At 66.6% G+C, this 14,087-nt stretch carries 15 protein-coding genes and 1 other RNA gene; 12 read left to right on the top strand and 4 right to left on the bottom strand.

Translation table 11 applies throughout. From position 1 onward, the window contains the following. The first annotated feature begins 35 nt into the window (after positions 1-35). The 7 genes from trpA (at position 36) to MTHMO_RS08900 (ending at position 5,660) form a co-directional block, all read left to right on the top strand. On the top strand, positions 36-911 hold the full coding sequence (trpA, locus tag MTHMO_RS08930) for a tryptophan synthase subunit alpha (protein ID WP_202214466.1): 876 nt from the start codon (positions 36-38) through the stop codon (positions 909-911). Continuing rightward, the gene (gene ruvX / locus MTHMO_RS08925) at positions 892-1,314 is read left to right on the top strand and encodes a Holliday junction resolvase RuvX (RefSeq protein ID WP_202214465.1); all 423 of its coding nucleotides are present in this window, start codon (positions 892-894) and stop codon (positions 1,312-1,314) included. The genes trpA and ruvX overlap by 20 nt, the downstream gene beginning before the upstream one ends. Before the next feature lie 62 nt (positions 1,315-1,376). Beyond that, positions 1,377-2,075 (top strand): acyloxyacyl hydrolase, encoded by a 699-nt coding sequence (locus tag MTHMO_RS08920; protein ID WP_202214464.1) that lies wholly within the window; start codon positions 1,377-1,379, stop codon positions 2,073-2,075. A gap of 134 nt (positions 2,076-2,209) precedes the next feature. Further along, the gene (gene truA / locus MTHMO_RS08915) at positions 2,210-3,088 is read left to right on the top strand and encodes a tRNA pseudouridine(38-40) synthase TruA (RefSeq protein WP_237394865.1); all 879 of its coding nucleotides are present in this window, start codon (positions 2,210-2,212) and stop codon (positions 3,086-3,088) included. A gap of 2 nt (positions 3,089-3,090) precedes the next feature. Continuing rightward, positions 3,091-3,597 carry a tRNA (cytidine(34)-2'-O)-methyltransferase gene (locus MTHMO_RS08910; RefSeq protein WP_202214463.1) on the top strand — a complete coding sequence of 169 codons (507 nt, stop codon included), beginning with the start codon at positions 3,091-3,093 and terminating at the stop codon, positions 3,595-3,597. Continuing rightward, positions 3,587-4,360 carry an imidazole glycerol phosphate synthase subunit HisF gene (gene hisF, locus MTHMO_RS08905; protein WP_202214462.1) on the top strand — a complete coding sequence of 258 codons (774 nt, stop codon included), beginning with the start codon at positions 3,587-3,589 and terminating at the stop codon, positions 4,358-4,360. The genes MTHMO_RS08910 and hisF overlap by 11 nt, the downstream gene beginning before the upstream one ends. Before the next feature lie 58 nt (positions 4,361-4,418). After that, a complete protein-coding gene (locus MTHMO_RS08900) occupies positions 4,419-5,660 on the top strand; it encodes an aspartyl protease family protein (protein ID WP_202214461.1) in 1,242 nt (413 codons plus the stop codon). 81 nt (positions 5,661-5,741) lie between these two features. Here MTHMO_RS08900 and MTHMO_RS08895 read toward each other — a convergent pair whose 3' ends face one another. From MTHMO_RS08895 to lexA, 4 genes are all read right to left on the bottom strand, one after another. Next, positions 5,742-6,911, bottom strand: coding sequence for a glycosyltransferase family 87 protein (locus MTHMO_RS08895; protein ID WP_202214460.1), 1,170 nt, complete (start codon positions 6,909-6,911; stop codon positions 5,742-5,744). Next, the gene (locus MTHMO_RS08890; RefSeq protein ID WP_202214459.1) at positions 6,908-7,687 is read right to left on the bottom strand and encodes a polysaccharide deacetylase family protein; all 780 of its coding nucleotides are present in this window, start codon (positions 7,685-7,687) and stop codon (positions 6,908-6,910) included. The genes MTHMO_RS08895 and MTHMO_RS08890 overlap by 4 nt, the downstream gene beginning before the upstream one ends. Then, a complete protein-coding gene (locus tag MTHMO_RS08885) occupies positions 7,662-8,402 on the bottom strand; it encodes a glycosyltransferase (protein WP_202214458.1) in 741 nt (246 codons plus the stop codon). The genes MTHMO_RS08890 and MTHMO_RS08885 overlap by 26 nt, the downstream gene beginning before the upstream one ends. 203 nt (positions 8,403-8,605) lie before the next feature. Further along, on the bottom strand, positions 8,606-9,214 hold the full coding sequence (gene lexA, locus MTHMO_RS08880; RefSeq protein WP_202214457.1) for a transcriptional repressor LexA: 609 nt from the start codon (positions 9,212-9,214) through the stop codon (positions 8,606-8,608). 107 nt (positions 9,215-9,321) lie between these two features. Between lexA and MTHMO_RS08875 the strand changes: the two genes are divergently transcribed. The 5 genes from MTHMO_RS08875 to ssrS all read left to right on the top strand — a co-directional run bounded on the left by MTHMO_RS08875 (position 9,322) and on the right by ssrS (position 13,429). Then, positions 9,322-9,756 carry a thiol-disulfide oxidoreductase DCC family protein gene (locus tag MTHMO_RS08875; protein WP_202214456.1) on the top strand — a complete coding sequence of 145 codons (435 nt, stop codon included), beginning with the start codon at positions 9,322-9,324 and terminating at the stop codon, positions 9,754-9,756. A gap of 78 nt (positions 9,757-9,834) precedes the next feature. After that, on the top strand, positions 9,835-10,215 hold the full coding sequence (locus tag MTHMO_RS08870) for a dUTPase (RefSeq protein ID WP_202214455.1): 381 nt from the start codon (positions 9,835-9,837) through the stop codon (positions 10,213-10,215). Continuing rightward, positions 10,208-10,852: a tRNA (guanosine(46)-N(7))-methyltransferase TrmB gene (locus MTHMO_RS08865; protein ID WP_202214454.1), complete on the top strand. Its 645-nt coding sequence runs from the start codon at positions 10,208-10,210 to the stop codon at positions 10,850-10,852. The genes MTHMO_RS08870 and MTHMO_RS08865 overlap by 8 nt, the downstream gene beginning before the upstream one ends. Continuing rightward, positions 10,849-13,152: a phenylalanine--tRNA ligase subunit beta gene (gene pheT / locus MTHMO_RS08860; protein ID WP_202214453.1), complete on the top strand. Its 2,304-nt coding sequence runs from the start codon at positions 10,849-10,851 to the stop codon at positions 13,150-13,152. The genes MTHMO_RS08865 and pheT overlap by 4 nt, the downstream gene beginning before the upstream one ends. A gap of 92 nt (positions 13,153-13,244) precedes the next feature. Then, positions 13,245-13,429: non-coding RNA, 6S RNA (gene ssrS / locus MTHMO_RS08855), on the top strand. Positions 13,430-14,087 lie beyond the last annotated feature (658 nt).

The following is a 14,087-nucleotide window of genomic DNA, read 5'->3' as shown; positions in this document are numbered from 1 at the left end:
TTGGGTCGAGAGATGCAAAAAGCAGGAGCCGACTGGTGAGCGGACGGATCGCGGAAAAGTTCCGCTCCCTCGCCCTTGAGCGAAAGTCGGCGTTCATCCCCTACATCACGGCAGGGGATCCGGCGCTCTCCGCGACGCTCGAGCTTGTGCTCTCCCTAGAACGGGCGGGAGCGGACCTGATCGAGCTCGGAATCCCTTTTTCGGATCCGGTGGCGGACGGAGAGGTTAACCAGGCGGCCGCCCACCGGGCGCTCAAGTCGGGAGCCACGGTCGAGGGCGTGATCGCGACGGTGGCCGCGATCCGCAAGGTTTCCGAGATTCCGATCATCCTCTTCAGCTACCTCAACCCGCTGTTGCGGCTCGGTCTGGAACGGTTCGCCGACGAAGCGGCCCGCGCGGGCGTCGACGGAGTCCTCCTGGTCGACCTTCCCTTGGAGGAGAGGCTGCCCGGATTGGAGTCGTTGGAGGCCCGACTCACGCGGATCCACCTGGTTGCTCCTACGACCGAACCGGTCCGCCGGCGAGCGATCGCGAAAGCGGCCGCAGGCTTTATCTACTGCGTGGCCCGTCTCGGAACGACCGGGGCGCGCGACGAGGCTCCGGCCGAAGCGGAGGCTCTCGTTCGTTCGATGCGGTCGCTCTGCGCTCTGCCGGCCTGCGTCGGTTTCGGAATTTCCACCCCCGGACAGGCCGCCGCGGTGGCAGCCTACGCGGATGGCGTGGTCGTCGGGAGCGCCCTCGTGGAGCGGATTGGCGCCTGGGGTACGGCGCCGGATCTCTTCCGAAGGGTCGAGGATTTTGCGCGGCCGCTGGCGGAAAGCGTCCATAACGCATCGGGAAGAAGCGCTTCCGAAGATCTCCTTCGGGAGCCTATGGGGGAGAGGGGCAAGGTTGGGCATTCTCGCGCTTGATTACGGGAGCAAGCGGATCGGCGTCGCCGTCAACGATCCGACGCTGACGCTGGCTTTGCCGCTCGGCTACCTGCCGGCGGAGCCTTTCGGGGAATTTGTCCGGCAGCTCAAGGAGTTCATTCGTCGCTACGAGGTCAGCCTTGTCCTGGTGGGCTTGCCGCGGAACATGGACGGCTCGTACGGCCCGGCCGCGGAGCGCGTTCGGGACTTCGTCTGGAAGTGCAAGCAGCTCATTCCGATCCCGGTCGAATTGCGGGACGAGCGGCTGACGACGAAACTGGCCGCGCACTACTTGCGCGAGGCAGGGCGGAAGGAGAAGGCGGGTCGCCAGAAGATCGACGGCGTTGCGGCCGCCGTTCTCCTGCAGTCTTATCTTGACGAGCTGGCCCTGCGGAAGACGTGAGCGAGGAATCGAAAAAAAAAACTGGCCCTCGCGGCTCTGCGGGTGCTAGCAAGATTCCTCAAATGAGGAGGTTGTGTGCGGTCGCCTTAGCCCTTGTGCTGGCGAGCGGCGTAGAAGCGGCCGGGGCGGCGTCCGGCACCGCGTACCCGGCATCGGCTGCCGCCGGGAACGGGGATGCAAAGGAAGGGGTGGCGCTCGACACCGAAAGCATTCCCGAGCTGGCTCTCTATCGCGAGGGGACCAACGAAATTCAATTCATGTCCGGAGCGCTCTTTTCGCTGGGAAGCGGGGGGGGGAGGTACACGTTCGACGAGGCGCCGAGCATCTTGAGCTGGGGTTGGATGCTCACCACTCCCAAAGGCCGCGGCATCTTCCGCGGCAACGTCGAAGTGCTTGTCGATCTCTATGCGAGCGGCATCTTCGCCGGTCCCATGAGCGGGAACGTGGTGGTGGGGCCGAACGTCTTCGTCCGGTACAACTTCGTCCAGCCCAACTGGCGCGTCGTCCCCTATGTCGAAGGCGGGCTCGGCTTTGTCTTTACCGATGCATATACAGTTCCGAACCAATCCATGGTCGGGCAGGCGATCGAGTTCACCCCGCAAGCCGGCGCCGGATTCCGCTACATGCTTTCGAAGCACTGGTCGGTCAACGCCGAAGCGCTCTTCCATCACATGTCCAACGCGGACATGGCCCCGCGCAATATCGGCGTGAACGAGGTGGGGGCCCTGGTCGGCTTTTCGTACCTGCTCGGGTCGGATTAGAGCCGGTGCTTTCGCGGTCCTCCGCCGACGGGGCGGCAGGAGCGGCCCTGCGACGCCAAAAAACAACGGCCGTGCCTGGCGGACGGGCATGCAGCTCCTTGCAAGAGATGCCGGGCACCGGTAAGGAAATGTCTATGCCGGCTCGAAAAGAAGCGGGGAAAAGCGGGACGAGATCCGCCGTCGAGCCGGCGGGACCTGCTCTTGTCGGGTATCGGCTCGAGCTTTCCTATGTCGGCACCGGCTTTTCCGGCTGGCAGCGCCAAAAGGGTAGGCCGTCGATCCAAGAGGCCCTCGAGTCCGCGGTAGCCCGGATCTGGGGGCGATCCATCCCGGTTGCCGGCGCCAGCCGCACGGATGCCGGAGTGCATGCGCTGCGGCAGGCGGCTTCCTTCGTCGCTCCGCCCAAGCTGGCCCCGGCAGAGCTCCGCCGGGCTCTCAACTACTACCTGCCGGAAGCCATACGGGTTTGCGACGTCCATCCGGTCGCCCCGTCCTTTCACGCGCGATTTGCCGCCCGTGCCAAGACCTACGAATATCGCCTCTGGAACCACGAAGTGCTCGACCCGTTTCTTGTCGATCGGGTCTGGCACGTTCCTATGCCTTTGGCGATTGCGGCGATGCAGGAAGCGGGGAATCTCTTTGTCGGAACGATGGATTTCTCCGCCTTCGGCACCAATTCCGGGAAGCCGTCTTCTTCGACGGTGCGGACGATCTCCGATTTGCGCCTGCTCCATCGCGGGCCTTCCGTGCGCATCCGGATCACCGGCGACGGCTTTCTCTACCATATGGTCCGCAACATCGTCGGCGCGCTCGTCCGCGTGGGCAAGGGACGCCTATCCCTCGCGGGACTCCGCGACATTCTCGAGAGCCGGGATCGAAAGAGAGCCCCCGCTTCCGCCCCCCCCTGGGGACTCTATCTGGTCCGGGTCTATTACGGTCCGATCCGGCGCAAGCCCGTCGCCGGCGGGCCGCTCCACTGGTCGAACTCGGGCGTGCGCTCGAGGCGGGAGTGAGGATGGATGCCGCTTTGGAGATCGGACTGATCGCGCCCCGGATTCCGCCGAACACCGGGAACGTCGCTCGCCTCTGTGCCGCCACCTGCTCGATTCTTCATCTGATCGGGCCCGTTCCCTTTTCGTTGCGCGAGCGGGCGGTGCGGAGGGCGGGGCTGGACTATTGGCCGGAGGTGACCCTCCGGCGGTGGGAATCCTGGGAAGAGTTCCGGCCGGCGGCGGAGGGGTGCAGGCTCTTCTTCTTTGAAACGGGCCCCTATCCCGCCTATACGGAGCCGCTCTACCGGCGAGGCGACATCCTCCTCTTCGGCCAGGAGACCCGCGGGTTGCCGCCGAGGCTCCTGACTGCATATCGGGATAACCTCTTCACGATCCCGATTCCCAATCCGAAGGTGCGGAGCCTGAACCTGGCGAATGCGGTGTCGATCGTTCTCTACGAGGCGCTTCGCCAGATTGCGGAGCGGGAAAGGAAGATCCCGGGAAGCATGGAGGGGTCCGATGCTGGCTAGGCGCATCATCCCCTGCCTCGATGTCCATGCCGGGCGGGTGACGCGCGGAAAGCGGTTCGGCAGGGCCGAATCCGGCGGCCTGCGGGACGTAGGAGATCCGATCGAGTTGGCCGCCCGATACAACGACCAAGGGGCCGACGAGCTCGTCTTCTACGACATCACGGCGAGCGTGGAGGGCCGGGCGGCGCTTCTCGACGTCCTGCGCGCGGTTTCCGATCGTTGCTTCATCCCGCTGACGGCGGGGGGCGGGGTCCGAACCCTTGACGACATTCGGGAAATGTTGCTTGCCGGGGCGGACAAGGTGAGCATCAACACGGCGGCCTTGGCCGAACCGAAGTTGATTCGCGCCGGAGCGGAACGCTTCGGATCGCAGTGCATCGTCCTCTCGATCGACGTCCGGCGGAGCGGCCCCGGTTCCTGGCTTGTCTGCAGCCACGGAGGCCGGCGGGAGACCGGATGGGAGGCGCTCGACTGGGCGCGGAAAGGGGTCGAGCTGGGTGCCGGGGAAATCGTTTGCAACAGCATCGACTGCGACGGGATGAAGAGCGGCTACGATTGCTCGCTGATCCGCAGGCTGGCCGACGCCCTGCCCGTGCCCGTCGTGGCCAGCGGAGGCGCGGGAAGGATCGAGGATTTCGGCGAGGTCTTCCTTTCGGGCCACGCGGATGCGGCGCTGGCCGCCGGGATCTTCCACTCCGGCGAGGTTGCGATCTCCGAGGTGAAACGGTACCTGCAAGCCCGAGGCATCCCCGTTCGGGCTTGAGTTGCCCATGAATAGGCGGTGCGGATCGGCGGGTCTACATATAGGGGCACGGTTTCTCTTGCTCGCTTGTCTTGTTTCGGGAGCGGCTCCGCCTTGGCGCGCGGAGGCGGCGGATTTCCTGAACCGGGCCCGATGGAGCTTGGCGGCGGGGAATCTCGAAGAGGCCGAACGGCTTGCGCGGAAGGAAGCGGCGCTCCATCCGGGGCAGGGGCAAGCCTGGAGCCTGCTCGGCGCGATCGCGCTCCAGCGGGGAAATCAGCCGGAAGCCGAAGACGCGCTGGAACACGCGTTGCGGGCGAACCCGGAGGATGGGGAAGCCGCATCCCTGCTGGCGCTCCTCCGCCGGCGGCAGGGACGTTTTCGCGAGGCGGCTTCCCTCTTGCGATCCTTAGGCCGGGAAGCCGAAGCGAGCCAGCTGGCTGCCTTCGGCACCGCCCCTCCCTTTCGGCAGAGGGGCCCCGACGAGATCCGTCTGAGCTGGGTCGGGTCCGGCTGGCGCCCCGTGATCCCGGCCCTGGTCGATGGGAAGCGCGAGGCCGACTTCCTCGTCGACACCGGAGCGTCCTGCGTGGTCCTCGACCGGCGCCTGGCCGACCGGATCGGGTTGGCTGCGGTCGGATCGGCCCGCCTCCTCGGAGCGGGCGCCAGAAGCACCGGAGGGAAGCTGTGCCGGCTCCCTTCGCTCCGATTGGGTGGCACCGAGGTCCGAGACATTCCCGTCGCGGTGGTCGACCTCCGCCGGGCGGGAAAGGCGGAAGAGACGTTCCAGGGCATTTTGGGATCCGAGTTTTTGCAGCACTTCGTCGTGACCCTCGACTATCCGGGCCGGCGCCTCTGCTTGCAAAAAGCCGGAACGAGCAGCCCGTCGGCCGCCGGGCGCCTCGTGGCCGACGTCCCCCTGCGGCTGACCCCGGGAGGGCTCGTCGTCGTTCCGATCGAGGTGGCGTCGCGGGAGAGGCTCCTGGTCTTCCTCGACACCGGAGCGGCAGAGACCGCCCTCGCGCTTAGCCGACGGGCGGCGGGCCGGTTGGGCCTCACCCCGCTCCGCCGCGGAGAACGCTACTTCGGGGTGGGCGGGGGCTACCGCGCCTCGCCGATCCTCCTGCGCGATCTCCGGTTCGCCGGCTTCTCGGCCCGCAACGTTCCGGGGCTGATTGCCCCGTTCCCCGCGCAAATCGAGGAGGGAGAAGGGATTCCCCTGGGAGGCTTCCTCGGGAGCGAATTCTGCCGGCCTTTCCGGGTGACCATCGATTTTCCCCGGATGCGCCTCCTCCTGGCGCTGCCGGAACGCGAAACCTAATTAAGAAGGAGTCGGGAGCCGCCGGCCGGATCGGAGCGCCGGCGCGTCCTGCGGAGCTCTCCCGCGAAGGCGGACAAGCCGTTATCGGGCGGACTCCTCGTTTTGGCGGGCGCCCAAAGAGGGAAACGCGGCCTCCGGGGCGGGCAGCGGCCGAAGGGAGCGGAAGGCGATATATCCCAAAAAGAGGAGGGAGAGCAGGGGCTGGAACCAGAGGTTGGTCCAGCCGTGGACCGGCCCGTAGCTAGGCGAGCCGAATCCGAGGGTGATCGCGACCAGGGCCGCGCCGGCGGCCCGCCCCCCGATCGAGAGCTCCCATAAGGCGCAAAAGGCCGTCGCCGGCGCGAGGAGGATGTAGGAATTGGCCTCTGTTCTCGGGTTGAAGAGCATCAGATAGACGGCGGCGAGGGCGTCGAGCCAGAGGGCGGCATGGTGGGGATCGCGTCGCAGAGCCGTCCACCCGAGGAGGAGGGTGATCGGGACCGCGAGCGCGCGGCAGGCGAAGATCCAGGAAGAAGGAAGGTGGATGCGCAGGACGGTCAGGAGGCCGGAGATATCCGAAAAGCTCGGTTCGTGCGGCTGGCCCGAGAGGAGGAGCTTTGTCCAGAAGTCGTGGTACTGGTCGCGGACGAAGTTGGGGGGGCCGCAGAGCCAGGGCAGGGCCAGCAGGAGCAGGGTGCCCGCCGCCATCGGCCGCCGGAGGCCGGGATAGAAGGCGGCGGCCAGCAGGTAGGGGACGATCGCGACCGGCTTGTAGACCAAGCCGAGAAGGAACCAGAATGCGGCCCGGTAGGCTCTTCCGCTCGCGGCGTCCAGAAATCCGTGGATCATCGCACCCGCCAGAGGAAAATTGGTTTGTCCGTTGCGCGCGGAGGCCAGAGAGGCGGGAATCGAAAGAAGGCTGAGGAGGACGAAGGAGCGGGAGGGCCTCGGGAAGAATCGGGCCAGGCGGGCCAGCGCTCCGGCCAGGACGGCGAGATTGACGGCTCGCCAGAGGATTTCCCTAGGCACCGGGGGGAGCAGCGCAAACGGGGTGTAGAGGATGGCCGACTGCGGCAGGTAAAGGAATCCGTGGACGCTCTGCAGATCGTAGAGCGGCCGGTGCGCCCACCAGGCTCGGCTCGCCTCGGCGTAGGTGGGGGTTACCGCGTGCTCCGGCGCGTGGGCGACCACAACGGACAGGAGGAGGAAGTAGCCGAGCCAGAGAGAAAGGCCGGCCGGCGGGAGAGGGTCCTGTCGGCGTTCCGGGTTCATCGCGAAAGGAAGTCCGCGGCGAAGTCCGCAACGGTTGTGAACCGCGCCCGGGCGCCGAGCCAGTCGAGGAAGGAGGCGAGCCGGTCGAGCAGCTCCGGACCGCAAGGGGAGGAGATCCAGCGCGGCAGGCCGTAGCCGGCGAGATCGGCGAATTCCCAGGGATGGAAGACGAGGAGGAGATAGCCCGATTCCGCCAGGGTCCACGCCGCGGCGGCACGAAACAACGGAGGCGGGGTGTTCTTGAACGCCAGCCAGAAAAAGGGGAAGCGGATCCAGGGGGAGACCGAAACCGGGATCTGCAGGAGCCCGCCCTTCCGGTACGCTTTTCGCGGAGCGAAGAGGCGACAATAGCGGCCCGGCAGAAACGTCGGGTGCTCCGAGGAGTTGTAGAGATATCCGGCCTTTTGCAGGAGATGATCCGCCACGGGCCGGAAGCGCGGGCTCCGGTAGCCGAGGATCGGCTTGCCGGTGACCTCCTCCAAGATTTCCTTGGAGCGGGCCGGATCGGCGGGCGAAAAGCCCGTATGCGCGTACCCGTGGGAGGCGATCTCCTGGGATTCTCCCAGACTTCGGATCTCCTCGCGGGCCCGCATCGCGAAGACGGCGGTGGCGAAAAACGTGGAGACGATCCCCCGTTCCCTCAGGAGGGCCGTCAGCCGGCGGAGCCCGGCGAGCGTCACCTCGATCTGCTCCCGCTCGGGGAGCGCGCGTCCGAACTCGGTCGGGATGTCGAACTCCTCGAGGTCGAAGCTAAGGAGTGCGCGCGCTCGGCTCATGGTAAAGCCCCATCCAATCCCGCAGCCGGATCCGCCAGAGCTCCGCAAGCATCGCGGCGGAGTCGCGTACGAGCTTCACCTTGCCGGTCTTGTAGGAATGTCCCTTCTCCGGCTCCACCGGGATTTCGTGGATCGGCAGCCCCAGCTTCCTCGCCACGAAAAGCACTTCGACATCGAAGGAGAAGCCGGTGGCGGTCACCAGGGCGAAGAGCCGTTCCCCGGCTTCCCGGCGGAAGCCTTTCAAGCCGGCCTGCGTGTCCCGGTAGGGAAGGGAAAGAAAAAGCCGGACGAGCCGGTTGTACGCGATGCCCAGGAAGCGGCGGCAGAGGTTGGGATCGCCCCGGGAGGCGCGGCACGCGGCGCGGGAACCGATCACCACGTCGGACCTCTCCAGCTCCGTAGCGATCCGATCCAGATCGGCCAGCGGGTAGGCGAGATCTCCGTCGGTGAAGCAGAGGAAGCGGCCGCGGGCGTGCCGGAATCCGAAGAGGATCGCGTGCCCCTTCCCGCGATTGGGGGCATAGGCGAGGAACCGGACGTTGGGAGGCGTCCGCTGGCCGAGGCATTCGGAGAGGACGGCCGGTGTCGCGTCCGTGGAGCCGTCGTCGACCAGGAGGAACTCGTAATGGGGATGGCTTTCGGCGAAGCTCGCGATCCGCGCGGCGATCGAGGCCGCGACATCCTCTTCGTTGTAGATCGGCAAGACGACGCTCAAAGAGGGGTGCACGGTAGCAATGAGAAGCGATTTGGTTCCACCGCGGCCGAAGATCCCGGCGGATTAAGCCGTTTGACCCGCGCCGTCGAGCCAATCTTGCCGCCGGGACTAGGAAAAGGCTGGACCGTCTCCCTGGCAAGCCGTAACTGCGGAAAGACGGGCGCGGGCGCGCGAGGCCGCCGCCGATCGGCGGCTCCTCCGCCTCAGGCTACTTTTCGGAGGATTCCGACCAGGACACCCTGGATCGTGAGGTCGCGTGCGGGGCGGAGGTCGGGAAAGGCGGGATTCTCCGACCGGAGCAGGTAACCCTGGGCCGGATCGAGCGTCAATCTCTTGAGCGTGCATTCTCCATCGATGAGCGCCGCAACGATCTGGCCCTCGCGCGGCTGCTTCTTTTCGATTAAGGCGATGTCTCCATCCAGGATGCCCGCCCCGATCATGCTCGATCCGCGCACCCGCACCGCAAAGCAAGCCGACGGATCGGAAATCCCAAAGGATTCCGGCCCCAGGCGCATCGTTTCCTCGGGCGGCTCCTGCGTGGGGCTCGGCGAGCCGGCGGGAATGGCGGGGAAGAAGGGCACGGCGAAGTCCTTCTCCATCGGTTTCCGCAGCAGGATTCCCCGGGAGTTCTTCTGCCGGGAGATCAAGCCCATCGCCTCCAGCCGCTCGAGCTGGTAGGAGACGGCCCTGGTGCTGCGGAACCCGCAGGCGTGTTGAATTTCCCGGACCGTTGGCGGACGATGGTGGCGCTGGACGTAGGATTCGATGAACTGGAGGACCCGCGTCCGCGATCCCCGCTTGTCTACGAGCATAATCCATTTGTGCAACTAACGGGAACGCCTCGTCAACTGTTTTCCCGGGAGGCGGGTTCTCTTCCGCCCGGCGTTTCCCCTTGGCCCGGGCGGGGCGGAGGACCAGATTGACGGGGCGCGGAATGAGCCGGGAGCCGAGCGGAACGATCTACTTCGACGGCGTCTGCTGCCTCTGCAACCGGTTTGTCCGGTTCGTATTGCGGCACGATCGCGGGCACCTCTTCCGATTTGCGCCGCTGCAGGGCGAAAGCTTCCGCCGGGAGATGGGAGGGAGCGGGATTCCCGCCGGTGCCGATTCGGTGGTCGTTCTTTGGCAGGCGGCCGACGGCCGGCGGGAGATCTTCGTGCGCGGGCGGGCGGTCGTGCAGGTGTTGCGCCATCTTCCCCGGCTGCGCTGGCTGGCCGTTTTGCTCGGCCTTCTCCCCGAGGGGTGGCTCGACCGGCTCTACGAGCGGGTGGCCGCCCGGCGCTACCGCTGGTTCGGGAGGATGACCGAATGCCCGGCGCCGGTCGGCGAAGAGAAGAGATATTTTCTCGATTGAGGCGGCGGAGAGTGCTTCTTTTCTTTTTCGGCCGCTGCTCCGCCCTGTCGGGAAAGGCGGAAAAGGAGGAAGATCGGTGTGAATCGGGAAGATAAGCTCGAGGCGATTTTCGCGCTGCAGGAAGAGCTCAATCGCCAGATCGGAATCGAAACCGGATCGCTCGACGACGAGGGCAGGGAGCGATGGCTGCTCAACTACGCGCGGGCCATGAGCCAGGAGATCGCCGAGCTGACCGACAGCGTGCCCTGGAAGTGGTGGGCGCGGTACCAGAAGCGCGATCTGCAAAATGCCCGCGTCGAGCTGATCGACCTCTTCCACTTCCTGGTGTCGGCGGCGCAGGTGCTGGGAATGAGTGCCGACGACTTCTTCCAGGCCTACCGGAGGAAGCACCAGGTGAACCGGGAGCGGATCGCCGGCGGCTACCGCCAAAAGGATCCCGACGACAGTCGACATGTGTGAGCTCGTGAAGGTGTCCCTGGCGCCGGCACGGCCGCCCGGGCGCGACGAGGCGCGAGGCCTGGTCCTACCGGGAGGTTGGGAAGAGATCTTCGCGCGCCGGGCGCCGATCGTCTGCGACCTGGGAGCGGGGACGGGCCGCTTTGCGGTCGCCTACGCCGAGCTCCATCCGGAGTGGAACGTGCTGGCGGTCGAGAGGAAGCTCGCCCGGGTGCGGCGGATCGAGCGCGCGGCCGCCGCGCGCGGGCTCGCCAACCTAAAAGTCCTCTGGTTCGGGTGGGACGACCTCTTGCTCTTCTGGTCGCCGCCGGCTTCCTGCCGGGAGATCCACGTGCTCTTCCCCGATCCGTGGCCCAAGCGGCGCCACCGGAGGCGCCGCACTCTCCAGCCCGCTGTTCTGGCGGCGATTTTTCGCGTGCTCGAGCCGGGCGGCTTTTTCCGTTTCCTGACCGACAGCGCCGACTACGCTGCGGCCGTCGAACAGGCGATCTCCCTCCTGCCGAGATTCGAGCGGCGAGGGGAACCCGGCGGCTTTCCGGCAAGCCATTTCGAGGAGGTCTTTCGCAGCCGGGGCGATCCCCTCTACGGAGGCGTCTGGTGGAAGACCGGTGAGGGGGGCCCGGAGGGCGGAGGATCATGAGAATTTCCTGGCGTTGGCTGAGCCGTTACTGCCAAGTGACGGTCCCGGTCGAGGAAGCGCTCGACCGCCTGACGATGAGCGGCCTGGAGGTCGCGCACTGGCGCCGTCGCGGACCGGAAGACCCGCGGATCGTGGTGGCGGAGGTGGTCGATTGGCGGCCGCACCCGCGCGCCGACCGGCTTCGGCTCGTCCGCGTCCGGATCCCCGGGCAGGAGCTGTCCGTCGTCTGCGGGGCTGCGAACTTCGATCGCGGAGACCGGGTCGCTCTAGCCCTCGCCGGCGCGGTTCTGCCTGGCGGAGTCGAGATTGCGCGGCGGCGGATCCGGGGAGAGGAATCCGAAGGGATGCTCTGCTCGGCCGAAGAGCTCGGGCTCGAGGAGAAGGGATCGGAAGGCATCCTGGTTCTGGACGCCGGCTGCGAGCTTGGGGTTCCCGTGGCTTCCGTCCTTCCTACCGACATCGAATGCCTTCTGGAGGTGACGCCGAATCGGCCCGATCTTCTCTCCTACCGGGGGATCGCGCGGGAATTGGCCGCTCTGGGCTGCGGCCGCCTGCTCCCCTCTCCCCCGGCCGCTTCCTCCTCCACCTTCGCTCCTTTTCCGGGACGGGTCGTTTTGGAGGCTTCGGACGCCGCGCCTTGGTATGCGGCCGCCCTGCTCGAGGGAATCGAGATCAAGCCGAGCCCTCCCTGGATGCAAGAACACCTGCGCCGTTCGGGCGCACGGCCCGTGAACGTGGTGGTCGACGTCACCAACTTCGTGCTCTTCGAGCTCGGCGAGCCCCTGCATGCCTTTGACGCGGATGCGTTCCCGGACGGGGAGATCCTCGTCCGCCGCGCCTCTCCGGGGGAGCGGCTGGTCGCCCTGGGCGACCAGGAGATCGCTCTCGATCCGGCCGACCTGGTCATCGCGAGCAGGCGTGGGCCGGAGGCGCTGGCCGGGGTGATCGGCGGCCGGCGTTCGTCCATTTCGGAGAAGACCAGCCGCGTGGTCTTGGAGTGCGCCTGGTTCCTCCCCAAGGTGATCCGCGCCGCCGCTCGCCGGCATTCGATTTCGACCGAAGCCTCCTATCGGTTCGAGCGAAGGGTCGATCCCGGCGTGGTCTGGGCGGCGAGGGAGAGGGCGATCCATCTGCTCACGGAGCTGGCGGGCGGACGGCTGGTTGGCACGTCGGCCTACGGTGCGTTGCCGCTGGATCCGGCTCCGATCCGGCTGCAGGCACGGACGGTGGAGCGGATCTGCGGGGAGCTTCCGCCGCCTGCCGAGATCGAGGATATCCTCGGCCGGCTGGGCCTGGAGCTCCTGGAAAAGCAGGAGGCCGGCTGGCTCTGGAAGGTCCCCAGCCATCGGGCGGACCTGGAGGGAGAAGTCGACCTGGTGGAGGAGATCGTTCGGGTGCGCGGACTGGCCGGGCTGCCTTCCCGGGTCTCCGCCGGCTGGGCCACGAAAAGCCGGGACGACCGCCGGTGGGACCGCCGGGAGGCGGTGCGGAGCGCGCTGGCGGGGCGCGGGTGGCAGGAGTGCCTCTGCCTGCCCTTTGCGGCGAGTCGGCCGGATGAGAACGGGGTTGAGCTGTCGCATCCGGCGAACGCCGATTTTCGCTTTCTCCGTTCCGATCTCACATCCGGTCTGCTCGTGGTGGCCCGGATGAACTGGGCGAAGGGCAACCGGAGCCTGCGCCTCTTCGAGATCGGCCGGGTCTTCCACAGGCGCGGAGGAAGGGTGGAAGAGCGGGAGCACCTTGCGATTCTGGCCGCCGGCGAGGAGGCGCAAGAGCCCCACTGGTTGACCGGGGGACGGCGGCTCGACTTTTACGACGTCAAGGGGCTGGCCGATTTCCTCGAGGGCTCGTTTGCCTTTCCCGGAGAGGCGCGCGTTCGGCTGGAGCGCATTCCCCGGGAAGAGGCTGCCAAGCAGGGGATCGACGCGGAAATCGCCCTCTTGGAGTACAATCTCGAGCCTTGGCTGGCGCAGGAATGGGCCAGGACGGTCTTCCGTCCCTTGCCGATCTATCCTCCGGTCCGGCGGGATATCGCCGTCGTCGTCGACGAGGCGGTGACCCACGCCGAGGTCCGCCGCGCGGTCGAGGCGAGCCGGCCGCCGTGCCTGGAGAGGGTCCACCTTTTCGACCTGTTTCGGGATCCCTCCGGGGCTCGGCTTCCCGCTGGGAAGAAGTCCCTCGCCTATGCCTTGACTTTCCGGGCGCCCGATCGCACTTTAACCGACAAAGAGGTCAACGGGTGGGTGGAGGCCGTCAAAAACGCCCTGCGATCTCAAGGCTGGTCGCTGCGGGAGGCATAAAAGCACGCAGCCGGCGGGTTCTTTGACGAAGGTCGGATACACCTCGGGGCGGCGGAGGCGAAGACGGTTTTGCACGGCGGGGCGTGCGAAGGATTTCCCTATGCTGCTCGTGCTTGGAATGCGCGCCCTTCCTCCGATAAGTTCCATTACGGGAGCCGGCATGGCTCGCGCAGCCGACGCCAGGCCTTTGCTGGAAGACGGAGGCACGCGGCTAGGCTCCCACCTGTACGCAAAGTGGTCGAAAGGCCCCATTTCCACACGGCAGCACGGGGAAACGGATTTCATTAAGAATCGGGAAGATGGTACTGGCCGCGCGCCTCCCGCATTGAGACCGCGGAGGCACCGGTAAGCCGGCGAAACAGAAGGTGTGTGCCTTCGCTTAGCCTTTGGCGAAGAGCGCGCGGCCATCTCCCGCAATTCCGGCCCGACGAGGGTGAGCCTTCCGGAAGGGCTCGTCCATCAGCTTACCTCGCGGGCTTACTGCGGAAGATCCCTGATGCGTGGGGAGCTCCCCTTGCGGGAGGGCAGAAGGCTTCTCAAGCTTCCCGCACGGGCGGGTCGTCGCATTGCGCAGAGCCCCGAAGCTGAGGTGAGATCTTCCGCAGCTTACCCGCTCACCCTAACGGGAAGGCTCATTTCCCTTCACGCGCCGGGGCGTTCTTTCGTTAACGAGAATCCGACAAAATTGTCACCAAAATGTAACAGATAAACTGCTTGCCTGAGCTCTGTCCGGCTTTGGTAAGCTCCTTTCCCGTAAGCGGTCCTAAGTCTCTGCTGACGCGGTGGCGGGCGCTCCGCTCGCGCAGGGCCTAACCGGGACCAGGGAGGGAGCTGTGCGCGCGGGCGTTTCTTTGGAGCGGGAGGAGAGGGGGAGTCTGCACAGGGATCCAATGACCAGGTACTGATCGGGTCGGCAAAACCGAAGAGTGCTTCCG

Origin of the sequence: Methylacidimicrobium sp. AP8, assembly GCF_903064525.1 — a bacterium.
Lineage (GTDB): Bacteria > Verrucomicrobiota > Verrucomicrobiia > Methylacidiphilales > Methylacidiphilaceae > Methylacidimicrobium.
This window is presented reverse-complemented; position numbering and strand designations above follow the sequence as displayed.

Bases quoted from the DNA above. Each gene is read 5' to 3' on its own strand.
- MTHMO_RS08920 (WP_202214464.1), top strand. From the start codon at position 1,377: ATGAGGAGGTTGTGTGCGGTCGCCTTAGCCCTTGTGCTGGCGAGCGGC.
- truA (WP_237394865.1), top strand. From the start codon at position 2,210: ATGCCGGCTCGAAAAGAAGCGGGGAAAAGCGGGACGAGATCCGCCGTC.
- MTHMO_RS08910 (WP_202214463.1), top strand. From the start codon at position 3,091: ATGGATGCCGCTTTGGAGATCGGACTGATCGCGCCCCGGATTCCGCCG.
- hisF (WP_202214462.1), top strand. From the start codon at position 3,587: ATGCTGGCTAGGCGCATCATCCCCTGCCTCGATGTCCATGCCGGGCGG.
- MTHMO_RS08895 (WP_202214460.1), bottom strand. From the start codon at position 6,911: ATGAACCCGGAACGCCGACAGGACCCTCTCCCGCCGGCCGGCCTTTCT.
- MTHMO_RS08890 (WP_202214459.1), bottom strand. From the start codon at position 7,687: ATGAGCCGAGCGCGCGCACTCCTTAGCTTCGACCTCGAGGAGTTCGAC.
- lexA (WP_202214457.1), bottom strand. From the start codon at position 9,214: ATGCTCGTAGACAAGCGGGGATCGCGGACGCGGGTCCTCCAGTTCATC.
- MTHMO_RS08865 (WP_202214454.1), top strand. From the start codon at position 10,208: ATGTGTGAGCTCGTGAAGGTGTCCCTGGCGCCGGCACGGCCGCCCGGG.
- pheT (WP_202214453.1), top strand. From the start codon at position 10,849: ATGAGAATTTCCTGGCGTTGGCTGAGCCGTTACTGCCAAGTGACGGTC.